Genomic DNA, 16786 nt, shown 5'->3' with positions numbered 1-16786 from the left:
GCATAAGAATATGGTGCAGATTATTCTTTTTCTGGATTGATCAACAGCCTTTTCAGAACCCTACGTAATGAAACCCACGTTGTTTCCCCTACTCCCTAGTTTAATAAAATGAATACTGTATAATGAAAGCCTTCTTTAACTATTGATAACGCTGAAGAACGTACCCAAAATTTCGGTCAGGTACCCAGTGCTTTTACAAGAATTATTGATGCTGCTTCTAATGAAAAGTTGATTCGCTATGATTTAGGTGAAGATTTTTCTATTGAAACAGCAATTGTTGCAGGAGAATTATATCGTCATAACCGCAAATGGAAACTCACTGCAATCGGTAGCGGTTATCAAGATGGTCTTACAGCATTAGTTCAAGTATATGGATTAGATATGGGTTAGACATGCAATAACAGTTGCTATATAATTAACTTCAAGACTTGGGAGGCGGGACAAAAGCAATCATCTCAGAGAATTAAGAAGGAATATCCGGAAATTGTCAAGGAACACCAGTCATAAAATGAATAGCTGTGAATGGATACCTTCTTGGAGCTGCTCATATTTTCAGTATAGTTCGACTTATTTCCAGAACTGCTGTCTCTACGAGTCCAACGATTCTCGAGACGAAACATTACGCTGTATCCGTTTTTCTGCGTCTATGGTTCTCAACTACACTACACTACACTTCGTTTCGATCTCATCAATTTCTAAATGGCAAAGCCACTAAGAATTGAAGGACTTCGTTTCGATCTCATCAATTTCTAAATGGCAGAGCTGCTAAGAATTGAAGGACTTCGTTCCATGGAGGTGCTTTGTTCCTACGCTCCTACGAATGCTCGTCACATGTCTGAAGGGCAAGTAAGAATGTGCTCCTACACTTCTTACGAATGCTCAGATCATACAAAGACTGGAACACCGTTCATTCGACTTTAGGGGTATCAGACATACTTATATCACAGTCCCACAATGAAAAGGAGAGCCGCAGTCCTTTCTGCTTTCTCTCAGTGGTAGGAGCAGATTAGGAATGGGGACATCGGACCATAATATGACTACAATCTTTTAGAAAGATTGTTTCCACAATGAAAAGGAGAGCCGCAGTCCTTTCTGCTTTCTCTCAGTGGCAGGAGCAGATTAGGAATGGGGACATCGGACCATAATATGACTACAATCTTTTAAAAAGATTGTTTCCACAATGAAAAGGAGAGTAACACGTGAACAAAACATTTACTGGTTTAACGGCTGAACAGGTCGAACAATCCCGCAAAGAGCATGGGACAAATGCCTTGACTGAAAAGCAGGCTGAATCATTTCTTGACAAATTAAAAGGAAATTTTGACGATCCAATTATTAAAATTCTGATCGTTGCGTTGGTACTAAATCTGATTTTTTCTTTTCTTGGTTATGCCGAGTGGTATGAAGCTCTGGGAATTGCAATTGCTGTTTTACTAGCAACATTGATTGGAACATGGAGCGAATACTCAAATGAAAGTGCCTTCCAAAAACTACAGGAGGATGCTTCTAAAATTGTTGTAAAAGTCTATCGTGATGGTCATGTTGCTGAAATTAAAATTGATGACATTGTTCAGGGAGATGAAATTATTCTGCAGACAGGAGATAAAATTCCTGCTGACGGACTCTTGCTTGATGGTGATTTGAAAGTAGACCAGGCTTCTCTGAACGGAGAATCTGATGAAGCTAAAAAAATCCCTCTTCCTAAAGGCGGGATCTATGAAGATGGTGATACCTTTGATGAACATGCATTGTTCCGCGGTGCAGTTATTACTTCTGGTGAAGCGGTAATGAAGGTGACAAAAATTGGAGATGCATCCTTCTTCGGACAAATGGCTTCTGAGCTTACCATTGATGAGCGTGAGTCTCCATTGAAGTTAAAGCTTGCCGGTCTGGCTGATACAATTTCTAAAGTTGGTTATACTGGCGGTATATTGATTTTTGCAGCCTTTATGATTAACCGCATCCTAGTACAGAACAGTTTTGATGGAGCTCAAATTTCTGAATACTTCTCAAATCTTGGTGCTTTCGGAAATGATATCGTTGAAGCTTTCATTCTTGCAGTAATTATTATCGTTGTTGCTGTTCCTGAAGGATTACCAATGATGATTGCCATGGTACTTTCCCAAAATATGAAGAAAATGCTTCGCAACAATATTCTGGTTCGTAAACTGGAAGGGATCGAAACAAGCGGAAGCTTGAACATGCTGTTTTCTGATAAAACAGGAACAATCACAAAAGGAAAATTGGATGTCGTTTCCTTTATTAATGGTGCGAATGACAGTTTTGATACATTGGCTGATGTTCCAGAGAAACTGCAAAAAATTATCAGCAGTGCTGTTATCAACAACACAAATGCAGTAATTTCTGAAGACAGTAACGGAAATGTATTGATTATCGGAGGGAATCCAACAGAGAAAGCCGTTCTTGCATTTGTAGAAAAAAATGAAAATGTTCGTGCAACTTTGGAACATGTTTCAGTAATCCCTTTTTCATCTGCCAGAAAGTTTTCAGCAACACAAGTAGCAGGTGACTGGAATACAACCTTGATCAAAGGAGCTCCTGAAATGATCCTGCCAAACTGTTCTGCTTACTATGATACAGATGGACATAAACAGCCTTTTACAAAACAAACAGTTCTGGAAACAGAAATTAATGAATTGGCAGAACGATCTATTCGTGTACTGCTTTTAGCAACTACAGAAGACATCATTACAGAAGAAAGTCTGCCAAATGACTATACGTTAATCGGCATTCTGGCAATCCGTGATGACGTACGTCCAGAAGCCATTGAAGCAATCGAAGAAGTTCATCAAGCAGGCGTACAGGTAGTTATGATTACTGGGGACCGTAAAGAAACAGCAATCGCCATTGCCAAAGATGCTAAAATTTTGACTGCAGATAACGAGGTTGTTCTGACTTCTCAGGAATTAAATGAAATGCCGGATGAAGAAGTAAAATCTATTCTTCCAAATATTCGCGTCATCGCCCGTGCATTGCCAACTGATAAATCTCGTCTGGTTCGTCTGTCACAGGAAATCGGCTTAGTAGTCGGAATGACTGGTGACGGTGTAAATGACAGTCCAGCCCTAAAACGTGCTGACGTCGGCTTCGCAATGGGCAGCGGAACCGAAGTTGCGAAAGAAGCCGGAGACATTGTTATTCTTGATGATAACTTTAAATCTATCGCTCAAGCCATTTTGTTTGGTCGTACGATTTATCGTTCCATTCAGAAGTTCATTGTGTTCCAACTGACATTAAATGTTGGTGCTTTATTAATCAGTTTCATTGCTCCATTTATCGGTATTGATCATCCGCTGACCATCACCCAAATGCTATGGGTTAACCTGGTAATGGATACACTGGCTGCTTTGGCATTCGGTGCCGAACCAACCCTGAAGCGTTATATGAGAGAGAAGCCAAAACGTCGTGATGAAAATATTGTGACCCCCTCTATGTTAGCTGCTTTTGTTTTTGAAGGTGTAATAATTACAGGGATTGGTCTTTGGATGTTGAAAGGAACCTTCTTATCTCAGTATTTCACCAGCGGAACAGGCAATATTGCACTTTACACAGGATTCTTCTCATTCTTTATTCTGTATGCTGTGTTTAATGGTTTCAATGTCAGAACAGAGAAATTGAACATCTTTGATAACCTGAACAGAAATAAAATGTTCCTGCGTATCATGATATTGATTATCGTTGTTCAGATTCTAATGACCTTTGTCGGCGGAGCAATTTTGAGAACTACTCCGCTGAGTGTTACAGAATGGGCAATTGTCCTAGGACTTTCCATAGCGGCAATTCCAATTGATATGCTGCGAAAAGTCGTGTCAAAAGTAATTAACAAATAAGTATTAGATAGAAAAAATAAGCGCAGGTTTCTGTTTATTTGCCAGCAGAAACCTGCGCTTTAATTTTGCGCTTACTGAAAAAGGCGCTGCAATTAATAATGTTAGTGAGCTATCATCGGCATCTTTTATTTACACTAGAAAAGACACCTTGAATTCCTTTAAATTAACATCAACTAAAACCAATTTAAAGATAAATCAAAATGTCTCACCTAAGAGAATTTGAATTTATTAATTTTACCATATGCGGAAGCTCTTTCTGTACATAAATCTCAAGTGAAAATAGTGAGCTATTCCCCTTTTCTTCCTTTGAATACTCTTCTTGCTTTTTAGTCATTCGATAGCCTAAAAATTTTGGGTAAACTCAAATATATTAATACATCATCAAGTGATTTATCTTGGTACTGGAATATCCATATAAAAATCAATGATACTACAAAATTTCATAAATTAATTTTTTATACCTTCAGTCTCACGTTTTATATAGTATTCGTATTTCATCTTTGATACCATTGGTAGTATTCGCGTCAAGAGACGACTTCGTGCCTTAAATTTCTAATTGAGCTATCGCCGATCACTTTTTCACACGTACAAATTCCTTATGTTGTAATTTATATTTAGTACCACAACTAAAACAAATCATTTCTTTATTTGCTTTTCGTTCAGCTTTTTTACCACAATCACAATCTACATACCAAGGAATATCTCTAAACTTATAATAATCATTTTTAATAGGTTTTCCTAAGGTATTATAAATGGTTCTATTCAGCATATAAAAACCTCCCTTTTTTATGATAGCCTTGCAAACAACTTGAAAAGCGTACTAAATGAAACATAAAAATATAACTGGGAAGATCAACAATAAAATTAATGGAATCAAAGTTTGAACTGGATCTGACAAAATTGATGCTGCAATCTCTATACTAAATTGTTCGAAAGGAGATACTGGATTCTCTTCTAACAATACTCCATCAACTGTTTTTGCTTCTCTCGTTAAGTTCATCTTCTTCAAAAGAGTAGGAACTTCGTTAAATGTTTGAGTGTTTACAAGCCTTCCTTGAACGAGTCGACGAAACCGAGTCCCAACATTTCCTTCACATCGAATTAGAGTTACAATTGAGTGCTCTCCCATAGACTGATTTTCAATATATTCTACTTCACTGTCTTCAATTATTTTGTTCTCTATCACTTCGTACACATAGACATTCTGAAAGTCAGTTGTATAAATTAGACTTCCTTTCTGTAATTTATCAATTCGGTACAACAGCACATCTTGATTGTATATATTATGAGCAAGTAATACATAATTGCCTACGCCCATCCTCTGTTCATACCTATATGTCGCGACTCCATTTAATAAATTTTCGTTATATAGACCCGCCAAAATAGGAAGAGAAATCTCTTCATCTGGTATATATAATTTACCAATCCCATAATCATTGATATTTCTTTGAAGGTTATTTTTGGCTACTGCATAATTTTCAATATTGACACTTGAAATCTGCCTTTCTTCATAATTTGCATTTATAATTTTTTCTTCATTAAATGCACTTAGCTCTTCCTGTTGCCCTATGTTAATCGATTCTATTGAAACTTCCCGGTTCATTTGAAAATATCCATAGAGAGCTACGCAAAGAATTCCAATCATTGTTAATAATAAACATATAAACAGACCTCTAATTGTATACAGAAAAAGACGGATATTTCTTTTAGCACGTATTACCTTCTTCGTATCATCAGCTTTTGACTGTTTCAATAATCTACGATAGATTACCCATAAGACAATAAATAACACTAAACACGTTCCCAAAGAAAAAAGAACAATCGTTTGATAACTCCACAAATTTCGCTTTGTTATCTCTCGTGCTGCTGCCTCTTCATAAGGAATTCGCTCTCCATTAACAAGAAGCCGATATGTATTAATTCCTGGAGGTGTACATGTTAGCAAGGTAACTTGATCCTTACCTTTTTCTACTTTGACTTTGTCAACATCTGAAGGTAACACTTCCTCAAAAGAAGTTATTTCATATGCAAGTTTTTTATCTAAAATATTGATAAAAAATATATCTCCCTCTTCAAGGTTCCTGATATCTGTAAACAGAACTTGATTTTCAACTCCGCTGTGCCCAGTAATAACTGCACGCGTATTATTTCCTCCTATCGGTATCGAAGATGCTTGATAATGACCTAGACCTAAATCTAACGTTTTATACGTAGTTCCGTGATAAAATGGCATTCCTTTTATATTAATACTTGGAATATCCAAGGTCCCCATAACTTTTGTTGTGTCAATTATTGATTCATATGTAACTATTTCTTTTAGCTGCTTACCTTGTTGACTTGAAAAAATATATTCGTTATATGCTTCCGCTCTTTCCCATTGTTCCTTTATTTCATCTTCCGATAATAATTTTGTCGCTTCATCATACCTCGCTCTAACCTCGCTTCTTTGACGATTCGCTAGAAAGTTGCCCGCAATTGGATATAACAAAACACCTACACCAAATAAAATCATTATTATAGAAAAAGCTTTGAGTATAGATACATTTTTACGTTCAGAATTACTAGCTTTCTTATTCGTATTTGTTCGTATTTTTTTCTTTCTTTCCTTAGGTTTGCTCATAAGCATTTCTCCTGTATATAGAAATTTAGCTCCAGTTCCAAATTTTGCTAGTTATCAAGAGAGTGGGACAGAAATAAGGTTCCAACTTCTCTTCGTATCTAACCCTGAATAAATGGCGGGACAAAAGCAAAAATTCTTTTTGCGATGAGTAACCGCAGGAGCAGCTCCTTCGGAATTAAGCCAAACGATCCTGAAAATACGAGCAGCTCCAGTTCCTTCACTGAGTAGGTAACAGGGCTTCATCTACTCTGCTAAAGCAATCCTGGTGAAACCTGTCAACTCTCGTATGTTTCATACGTAGAAGTTGAGGTGATCGAAGCGCAGCGTAGTGTATCAATTCTCAGCTATTCATTTTATGAATCGTGTTCCTTGATAATTTTCGGATAGTCCTTCTTAATTCTCGGAGCTGATTGCTTTTGTCCATACCTCTTGAAATAACTTTTCAATTTTATTTAAATGACAAATTTAAAGTACTTGATTACGATTTACATTTTTTCCATGAGAAAACAACAAATACACTCCTAAACCTAGACTACCCAATGTACTTCCGATTGCTGTAATGAGTACCATCAGGTTTGTCCCGCCCGTAAACGGCAAGAATGTATTTTTTTGATTTTCTATAGTAATCTCAATCGTTTTTGCTCCTTCTGGGTCCAGATTCACAAGTACACTTCGTGGTTCCTTTAGTATCTCATAACCATTTGGAGCTTTTATTTCTACAAGCCAATATTCTCTCTCCATAGTGATCGAATTTAATTCTAATCCATCAACGGCAGCCAAACCGGCCTCGTTGGTTTTCACAAGTATCAACTTCGTTCCATCTGCTTCAGCTAAATCTCTTGCTTCTTGAAACGACTGGTTGTCCCCTTGATATGACAAGCCGTTTTCTCCAAGAAAATTGCCTTCTTCTGCATCTTTCTTTGAACGTGCTAAAGTAAATTCTGCATCACTTAACGGCTCTTTCGATTCTGCATCAATTTTTAATAAATCAAATCTGCCCAAGGTACTCTTTTTATTCGTCTTAACTAATTTTATCGCTTGAGTGTACTGAATCTCTTCAATTTGAAATTGATGAATATTCCTATGTCCTCCAGTTGAAGCAAATACACCAAAGTCTAAAACATCGTCTTTCAACCATTCACTGATTTCCTTTGTCCATGTTTTACCTTCATATTTGACAGTCATTGTTCTACTTTCACCAGAGTATAGAAATTCTATATCTCTAAATCCATCCTTTGGACCGTCGATTTTTTCTGGTGACGCATCTGCTCCTTCATAGGAATGGAGCATGTGCATAGAAGAATCATCAGTGTAGATGAACGAACCAAAGGAATGGTTCCACACTCCTGAAGCGGCCGCATTACCAGATGCAGCAAATTTCAAAGGATCTTTTGCACTACGCGTGGTTCTGTCCTCCTCATGATTCCACCAAGTATCCAATTTGAACCCAAAGGAATTTTTGACACCGCCTACTCCAAAAGCATTCCCCATATTTTCTCCCAACTGAGTGCTGCCATTACTGGTGAAACCAAATGCTAAACCATCTGCACCTGCCACACCAAGTTCTTGATTTCTTACGCCTAAATTGACTTTTCCTTTGAGACTGAATTCAGATCTTTCATCAGTGCTAATACTTTTCTTTAAGATTATTGAGCCTTTTCTATTTTCCATATCCTCAGTAAGTGTCGCAATTCCTGTGCTTGAATCATACACCGCATTATCTTTTAGATCGAACCACTCTAAAAAGTTTTCTTTATTGATTGATACATTTGTGTTAGCTTCTACAGTGAATTCAATTGGTGTAGGATCTAATTCATAGCCTTCTGGAGCTTTAGTTTCAATCAATTGATAGTCTCCAGAAGGCAGCTCTATACGCAGCACGCCATTATCATCTGTAACTAAACCACTTTGTACAATGTTGTTTTCACTATCTCTCAATTCAAATTCTGCACCAGCTAAACGAAGGTTTTCGTCATCATCGTCTACTTTAATCAACTCTATGCGGCAATCTGCCTGAGTAGTATCAACAGTCGTACTCACGTAGTTAGAAGCCAATGGCAGCTTTTCATCGTTAAACATTGTCCATGAGAGCCAAATCCTATTTACTATATTTACATTACCATTATTATCTAGAGTAACTTTAGAGGCATCCGTTATCTTCACAGGAACAGTAATACGTAATTTCGCATGTTCCCCGTACATTTTCATATCTTTTAAGGTATCTGGATTTGCCTTGACTGTCAGGTTCTGACCATTAATATCTGAGCTGAATTTAGTTGTCAGATCTGTATTGTTCTCTCGATTGACTACTTTTATATCCCCTACACCTTGATTTAACGATATACCGTTCGGAAGTGTATCGGTAATCCGCCAATCCGTCAACGCATGTTCCTCATGAGACAGAACCGGAAACTCTGCATCAAATGTATAGGTATAAGTTTCATCCACATCGTTCAATATATTCTTTAACTTTAGCTCTTCATCCGAATCCGATACATATTTTCTCGGAGCTTCCATTTCCGGGGGCGTGGTTGTATTCACATAGTTAGAAGCCAATGGTAATTTCTCGCCATTAAACGTTGTCCATGAAAGCCAAATCCTATTTACTATATTGATATTGCCCTTACTATCTAGAGTAACTTCAGAGGCATCTGTTATCTTCACGGGAACAGTGACACGTAGTTTAGCATGTTCTCCGTACATCTTCATGTCCTTTAAAGTATCTGCATTTGCTTTGACTGTCAGATTTTGCCCATTGATTTCTGAGCTAAATTTACTTGTCAAATTTGTATCGTTCTCCCGATTGACTACTTTTATATCCCCTACACCTTGATTTAACGATATACCGTTCGGAAGTGTATCAGTAATCCGCCAGTCCGTCAACGCATGTTCCTCATGAGACAGAACCGGAAACTCGACATCAAATGTATACGTGTAAGCTTCGTCAACACTGTCTAACATATTCTTTAATTTTAACTCTTCATCTGAATCCGATACATATTTTCTAGGGGCTTCCATTTCTGGAGGCGTGGTTGTAAGTACGTAGTTGGACGACAACGACACTTTATCATCATTGAAATAAGTCCCTACCAGCCAGATTCTATTACTGATGGCTATATTGCCATTACCATCTCGAACCACTTTCGACTCATCTGTTATACGTACAGGTACAGTAACACGAAGACTGGAATGCTGACCATACATATTCATATCCTTTAGAGTATCTGCATTTGCTTTCACAATTAAGTTTTGTCCATTTATAGTGGATGTAAACTTACTTGTCAAGTTTGTATTATCAAATCTGTTTTCTACCTTTATAGCTGATATTCCGCCATTCAATGATATACCGTCTGGAAGTGTGTCGCTAATTTGCCACCCTTTCAATGCGTATTCCTCATAAGACTGAACAGGAAACTCCGCATCAAATGTATAGGTAAATGTTTCAGCTGCACTGCTTAACATATTTTTTTCTGCCAGCTTCTCATCTGAATCTGATACATACTTTCGAGGCGGCGTGATTTCTGAAGGTAATGCATATGGAAAACCAAAGTAGGTCCCATGAGTCCAGGTTTCTGTATCTGAACCGCCAACCCCGCCAATTCCTAAAGTATTTTTTGTACTGATAATGCGTCCTGTTTCAAATTTAGTTCCTTTAAAATCTACTGTAAACTGTGCTTCCTTTGGCTTCCATTCATTAAGATTAAAACCATTCCAATTAGAAGTTGTATCCGTGTACCGCAAATCTTTAGTAAGCCAAACCTCTCCATTGCTCCTGTATTTGTACATTTCTATTTCTACAGGTCTGCTTGTTAATGGATCTACTGAAGGAATCGCTTCTCCCCAGCCTCCAAAAAAATTGTACTGAGGAAATTTACTCGTATCCGTCCCATTATAAATCGTTGCTGTTTCAAATACGTTTATAGTATCATAACCAGTAGCATACGTATTTTGAAGTACATCCTGATCCCAGTATCCTTCATAATCACCAAAACCAATAGGAGTTTTTACCTCAATTGGCGTGTTTGTTCCAGCCTTAAAAAAGGCAAGCTCTATTCGTTCAGATTGTAAAGGTATTTGGGATGAATTGATTCGGATAGATGGGATTCCTTGCATTGTAAGAATACTCATATTTAAATATATTGAATTCCCAAAAGCTGCAGCATCACTACTTGAAACAGCTCCCATTACTATATCAAGGATGGATACTTTCACATCCACTAATTGATCTCCATAACGAACATTGCGGATCAAGATTCCAAAGTTTGTGTTAATCGTTTTTCTGCCAGCTGTTGAGCTTATATTTAGAGGAAAGTTCCTAAACGTAACCAATTCTCCCCCATAATTTCCTTTTGTTTTATCAGCTGTAATACCTCCACTAACAAAAACTTCATAGGTGGACGATCGCAAATCCCATGCATTGGCGTAATCTGTTTTTGTCCATGTTGCTTTATTATTTTTATCAAACACATTGATATTAGACGTATCTTTCACATATGCTGGTGCTCTCGGTGCAATATCCAACACATTATTTTCCTCATTGCTTAAAGTATTCTCCACTACCTCAGAGCTCTCTATTTCAGTTGCTTCTTCTTGTTCTTCAAAGGGTTCCATTTCTATATCAGTATTCTGCTCTTCCGAAATCGTTTCTTCAATTACTGTATCAGAAATATCACCTGATTCCTCAGCTGCTATACTGGAAACATTACTTTGAAGGAAGGACAGGACTGTAAAAATACATAAAAAAATGGAGATAATTTTCATTTTTTTTAAAAACGAAGTATTTTTCATTTTATAAAAACTCCCTCCGATCTCTTTTCACCGATATCACTATTGATAGGATTCCCAGACTACTGATTACTAGCATCGCATACAGAATGATATCACTCTTCCCGATATTTCCACTTGTTTCTGGTAGTCTCTTTTTCTCAGAAGCTGAATCTATATCTGCCGATTGGCTAGGAGTGTTCTCCGTACCCTTTGGCGGATTGATCGAATCTTCTGGAGTAACTACACTTGATTTAGGGTATACATATACCTCGTTTAATACTCCTTGACTTACCTGCATTGGCAAATTAATAACTATGGGTTCCATCACTTTTGGAATACGTTCATCAGGTATCTCTATTACCTTGTATATACCATCCGGCAGCCCGTTAACAACTGCTTCTCCTACAGAATTAGTTTTAATTTGCATCGAGAATTGATCTTCTCCTGCTGCCGAAATGTACTCACCTGAATTTCCCAAAAGACTCATTCGAGTAATCTCATATTTGATCCCTGGAACACGTATCAGTGTATCTACCCCATCAATTTTACTTCCATTCTGTAACTGGCTAGAAAACTCCATATCCTCAGTTAATTGATATTTTATGATATGCAAGCTATTTAGAGAGGTTTGTGAATCTATTTCAGTTGCTTCTGCTTGAATCGTGTTACTAAGAAACAAACCTAAAAATAGAAAGCTTACTGTAAAAAAATTAACTAAGCAGCTTATATTTTTCAAGAAATTATTCACCTTCCTTTATAAAAACAGGGAAGATAATTGCTCTCTTCCCTGCAAACAAGTAAACCATATCTGGTGTTACTCAGTATCTACAATTGAGTCGACATACTTATGCTAAACGACTCTTACGTTTTTTATCCATGACAATTGCTGTTGTACCGACTACGATCGCCCCTACTGCAATTGCTACCAGAATCGTTGTGCCAGTTCCACCAGTAAATGGAAGATCTGTTTGCTTCTCATCAATAACATCCAGTTCAAATGCTTCATCATGTGTATTTAGGCTGATAATCACTTCGTAAGGAGCTTTCGCCAACTCATAGCCTTCAGGCGCAGTAGTCTCCACTACCCAGTAGCTGTACTGAATTTCTCCCATTGTAATATTTCCATCGCCATCTCTATCTAACGCTTCCAGTTTCAAACCATCAAATTCAGCACGTCCTTGCTCATCAGAAGCAGCCGTAATTAGCGTAACATTACTTGGCAATGTTGATCCTAGCTTATAACTGTTCCCATCTGTAGCAAGGAACATTTCAGCTTTCGCATCCTCTTCACTTTCGGCGATATGGAAAACAGCTCCAGCTAATATATTACCAGTATCTTTAGCAGTTTTTTCAATATCAAATCCACCTGTCCAATATTGAGGAATTTCAGGATCCACCGGTGTATCAGGGTCTACTGGCGGCAATACTGGCGGTTGTACTGGAGGCTCATAGGGATCTTCTGGATCTACCGGCGGCAATACCGGCGGGTCAATCGGTTCCGGCGGCGTTACTCCTGGAATCGTTGGCGGTGTTGGCTCTCCTGGTTCCGGCGGTGTCACTCCCGGAGGATAAGTTCCAGGATTTTCCGGTTCAGCTCCCGGTGTTAAATATTCCATCTCAAAATAGTTTGCAAGCAGTGTATTGTATCCTGTTGGCGCAGTAGTAGTAAACTCAACAGATATATCTGTATTTCCTTGTTCTGTTACTTTCTTCATTCCAGCTTGAGTCAGTTCAATCTTTACATCTTTAACAATTCCAGAAGGCATTGGCAGCTGGTATCCTTCAGTGTAATCTGTTCCATTCCAGATAAGCACATGATAATCCGTTCCTTCAACTAATGTCCCTTCAGTTCCGCCAGTAACATTGACTGCAATTGCATCAAGAGACAACCATGGATCAATATTATCTCTTACACGGAAATAATCCGCATAGTAAGCATCTCCTTTAGCGATAGAAACTTTCCCGGCAACTACCTCTAACCCACTACCAGTAGTGCCGTTTCCAGTAATAACATTACCCTCTTTATCATAAACTGGTGAAATGGTTAAATCAGTATCTGCTATTACATATAAACCACTTGGAATTTTAGCATTGGCAGCCCATGTGAATTGCTTTCCAGCAATATCAGAATGTACTTTTCCACCTTCGATTGTTTTATCCAACTCATAAGCATTATCTACATCGATCACGTTCTTAGGCTCAACAATCACTTCATAAACCAATGATGAATTATCTGTACGTGAAGTTTGGGGGATAGATACAAAAAATGGATCTGTCGGTTTAACTACATGCTGTTTATTTTCTTCTAATGTTTTACCATCAATTTTAATATCTGAATAATCATCAGACTCTATAACTAAGTACATGCCATCATTTAGTGTTCCTGTACCAAATGAATGCGTTACTGCTCCAGTTGCATCTGTTGTAACCTGAATTTCCGGTCCAGCAAATGCATAATCCACGCCTTCTTTTTGATCTTGCGGATTTGTTAAACTTTTTCCTGGCAGAGCTTCAACTTTTCGAATTGTATATTTTGCACCTTCTACAGGGCGATAATCCGGAGCTGCTTCTGTTTCACCATCTCCGCGATCTTGATATTCACCTAAATTTGATACTGCATATTTTTTCAATGTCAATGAACGCTCAGATTCAGCATCTGCAACAGTGTTTGCATAAACAACATTCGTACCAGATACCATTGGCATTACTATACTTGTTGTTGTTCCCAGAACAGTTGTTGCTAAAACTAATCCAGTAAGAATTTTCTTTTTATAACTCATTTAATCAGTCTCCTCCTAATTTTATATAACAATTTTTCAACTCATTCTATATCTCTTATTTCAGTCCTTTTCGTTAAGCCTCACCTCCTAGAATGTTTAGAAACAATCATCCTTACTCACTGTCACCTAACCTATACCCCTTCGAACGAACTGTTCGAATAATCACATTTGAATGTTCCTCTAATTTTTTTCGCAGAAGAAAAACAACATTTGCTACCCGAGCTTTTTCATTTTTTATCGAATCAGTCCATAATTGCTGAGCCAACTCTTGATAGCTGACCATATCACCGGAAGCATTATCCAATATACTCAGTAGTTTATACTCTAATTTTGTAAGCTCAATTTCTTTTCCCGAACCATTCCAAAGTGATTGGTTTTTGGAATTTAGTTTAATTACTTTCATATCTTCTTTATGAAACGAAATATTTTTCCCTTCATGATTAATCTGACAAGGATTAATAGCATTTTTCACAATTAATTGAAATTCTTCAGGAGAGCATCGACTATCAAAATTATTATTTACACCTAGATTGAGGTAGATCAGCCGTTCTATTTCTGAGTATTCTTTTGAAAATATCCATAGAAGTGAATTTGTCTTCTCTCTTATTTTCAATATAAGAAGACAAATGTGACCTATATTTTGTTCATTATATTGGTTATGTTTCCCGTCATTGTATATAATAGTAATATTGGTCCCTAAAGCAGCTGATTCTAACTCCCTAACATCAACAAGCCGCACATCGTGTTCATTTTTCTTTAGTTCTTCCATATAGGATTGATCTAGCTCTCCAGAGATATTAATAATGCTGATTGTACTCATGGTCTCTCTCCTTATTTTATTTTTTTGAATAAATTATCGAAGTTTTTTCCGAATTGTATATCAATTACGAAAAATTATGATTAAGGCATATGAAGGATGTATTCCTGCTTGTTTTTGACGGAAAAAAGACGGCGCATCGGTTCAAAACACAAAAAAAATACAGCTGAGATAATCAGAATCTGGTTCCAATTACTCTAGCTGTATTCTTCATTTAGGAAAATTGTTTCATTAATGTATCAACAATTTTCATTGCTTCCTGCCGTTTTTCAAGCATTGAATCAGTATAAACATCTAAAGTCATTTTTGTTGATTGATGTCCCAATAATCTACTCAAGCTAGCAATATCTACTCCATTCTCTAAACACCTAGTCGCAAAAGTATGTCGCAAAGTATGGAAGTGAATATCTTTCATTCCCAGTTTTTCAATTAGTTTCTTAAAACGATAGTTAATCACCCGTGGTTCAGCCACCCCTCCTTTACAAGTAATCACATATTCAGAATTAGCCTTCTGAAAATTGATTAATAAGTATCTTTTCAAGTTCTCTGCCAAGGGTATTACTCTTTCAGAATTCAGAGTCTTAGGAGCTGTTAATGAAAGTTTCGTAATTCTTTTCGTTCCTTTTTCATCCAATATTCTGGAGGTTGTCCGACATATAGATAAACTATTCTCTTCAAAATTGATGTCTGACCATTTTAATCCGCTGATTTCGCCAATCCTCATGCCAGAATATAATGCCAAAATAATTGGTGAACAAGATGTTTCTTGTAATGCTTCCTCTTCCAACACTCTTTGTTGTGCATAGGTTAAAGCTTTGACTCTTTTTCGTTTATATTTAGGCAAAAGAATCTGTTTGCATGGAGTCTCATTGAGATATTCTCTACGACAAGCGGCAGCTAATCCATTTTTCAACAAATTATAGTTGTTTTGAATGTATCCAGGTGACAATCCTCTTTCATATAGGCGATCAACAAAAGTCTGAATATCATTTCTTTTTAATTGGTACAATTTTAAACTCCCCAGTTCGGGAAGAATATGTCGTTGCAGCAGACGTAAATAGTTGTAATAGGTAGAATCTTTAATTGTTTTTTTAAGGATTGTTCCCAACCAGTAATACATCCAGTCTTCCATATTACCTGAATAGGTCTCAATTATCTTTGGTTCAGCCATATTTTTTGCCTTTAATAATATGAGTCTCTCCTTTACTTCGCTATATTTTTTACCATAAACATACCCATAAAAAATTTTATTATGTTGATTACGTTTTTTGACATACCGCCCTTCCCATCGACCATCTTTTCTCTTATAAATATTTTCTCCTCTTTTTGGCATTAACCACACATCCTTCTCAAATTGTTGACGATTTATTTGACGGCTTATAGAAGCCATTTTTTATTTTATGCTAAAACATAGGTAGAGCTTTAAAAAAATGTTATAAATATTAAAAAAACATTGACACTGGATTATATTTAATATAATATTTTGACTATCAGCTAGCAAAAATGTCTTTATATCAAGCTTTTTCTAAATTGATATACAATTATGAAAAACATTAATTTTTATTATTAATTTCACTACAATAGGATACTATAACAAAAACATTGGTATAGATAGTGATCAATTTAAAATATATTTGTTAACTATCAATATTTCTAGTACTATAACAAAAATAAACGGCTCCCTTTTCTAAAACAAACAGGAACCACACAACTATTTTATCTCTAAAATAGTTGTGTGGTTTTCAAATTTAATTTTTCTTAGAACAAAAATATTTTAGCCCATTGTCAATGAATATTAGTGATAAGAATTCAATAATCTAAAGAAAGTAGATACGAGGAACTATGCCCAAATAAATAAGAAAGCCTCGGGCAAGCCCGAGGCTTTCTTATTACGACTGCGGAGTAACTAGGTTATTGCGACATGTTTTAAGATGCAAGTCTATGTTTCGTG

At 36.8% G+C, this 16786-nt stretch carries 8 protein-coding genes and 1 pseudogene; 2 read left to right on the top strand and 7 right to left on the bottom strand.

What is annotated here, in order from left to right:
- Positions 1-132 precede the first annotated feature (132 nt).
- Together LI954_RS00720 and LI954_RS00715 are read left to right on the top strand one after the other, a co-directional pair.
- Positions 133-390 (top strand): annotated as a pseudogene (locus LI954_RS00720) (TerD family protein); the annotation flags it as partial.
- A gap of 809 nt (positions 391-1199) precedes the next feature.
- Positions 1200-3851: a calcium-translocating P-type ATPase, PMCA-type gene (locus LI954_RS00715; RefSeq protein WP_229443225.1), complete on the top strand. Its 2652-nt coding sequence runs from the start codon at positions 1200-1202 to the stop codon at positions 3849-3851.
- 571 nt (positions 3852-4422) lie between these two features.
- On the opposite strand, the gene LI954_RS00710 is transcribed toward LI954_RS00715, so the two are convergent.
- The 7 genes from LI954_RS00710 to LI954_RS00680 all read right to left on the bottom strand — a co-directional run bounded on the left by LI954_RS00710 (position 4423) and on the right by LI954_RS00680 (position 16168).
- Positions 4423-4620, bottom strand: coding sequence for a hypothetical protein (locus LI954_RS00710; protein WP_202067893.1), 198 nt, complete (start codon positions 4618-4620; stop codon positions 4423-4425).
- 51 nt (positions 4621-4671) lie between these two features.
- Positions 4672-6471 carry a class C sortase gene (locus tag LI954_RS00705; protein ID WP_229443224.1) on the bottom strand — a complete coding sequence of 600 codons (1800 nt, stop codon included), beginning with the start codon at positions 6469-6471 and terminating at the stop codon, positions 4672-4674.
- 465 nt (positions 6472-6936) lie between these two features.
- Positions 6937-11259: a lectin-like domain-containing protein gene (locus LI954_RS00700; RefSeq protein ID WP_229443223.1), complete on the bottom strand. Its 4323-nt coding sequence runs from the start codon at positions 11257-11259 to the stop codon at positions 6937-6939.
- 1 nt (position 11260) lies between these two features.
- Positions 11261-11974, bottom strand: coding sequence for a pilin N-terminal domain-containing protein (locus LI954_RS00695; protein ID WP_229443222.1), 714 nt, complete (start codon positions 11972-11974; stop codon positions 11261-11263).
- Positions 11975-12083: 109 nt separating this feature from the next.
- On the bottom strand, positions 12084-14018 hold the full coding sequence (locus LI954_RS00690) for a SpaA isopeptide-forming pilin-related protein (RefSeq protein WP_229443220.1): 1935 nt from the start codon (positions 14016-14018) through the stop codon (positions 12084-12086).
- A gap of 112 nt (positions 14019-14130) precedes the next feature.
- Positions 14131-14787 (bottom strand): helix-turn-helix domain-containing protein, encoded by a 657-nt coding sequence (locus LI954_RS00685; RefSeq protein ID WP_229443219.1) that lies wholly within the window; start codon positions 14785-14787, stop codon positions 14131-14133.
- A gap of 262 nt (positions 14788-15049) precedes the next feature.
- Positions 15050-16168, bottom strand: coding sequence for a tyrosine-type recombinase/integrase (locus LI954_RS00680; RefSeq protein WP_229443218.1), 1119 nt, complete (start codon positions 16166-16168; stop codon positions 15050-15052).
- Between the last annotated feature and the right edge of the window lie 618 nt (positions 16169-16786).

It is taken from the genome of Enterococcus sp. CWB-B31, assembly GCF_020567645.1.
Classification (GTDB): Bacteria; Bacillota; Bacilli; order Lactobacillales; family Enterococcaceae; genus Enterococcus_L.
The sequence above is the reverse complement of the archived record's forward strand: the minus strand, read 5'-3'. Positions and strand labels throughout refer to the sequence as shown.

Coding starts and splice junctions, on each gene's coding strand:
- LI954_RS00705 (WP_229443224.1), bottom strand. CDS start 6,471: ATGAGCAAACCTAAGGAAAGAAAGAAAAAAATACGAACAAATACGAAT.
- LI954_RS00700 (WP_229443223.1), bottom strand. CDS start 11,259: ATGAAAAATACTTCGTTTTTAAAAAAAATGAAAATTATCTCCATTTTT.
- LI954_RS00685 (WP_229443219.1), bottom strand. CDS start 14,787: ATGGAAGAACTAAAGAAAAATGAACACGATGTGCGGCTTGTTGATGTT.
- LI954_RS00710 (WP_202067893.1), bottom strand. CDS start 4,620: ATGCTGAATAGAACCATTTATAATACCTTAGGAAAACCTATTAAAAAT.
- LI954_RS00680 (WP_229443218.1), bottom strand. CDS start 16,168: ATGCCAAAAAGAGGAGAAAATATTTATAAGAGAAAAGATGGTCGATGG.
- LI954_RS00690 (WP_229443220.1), bottom strand. CDS start 14,018: ATGAGTTATAAAAAGAAAATTCTTACTGGATTAGTTTTAGCAACAACT.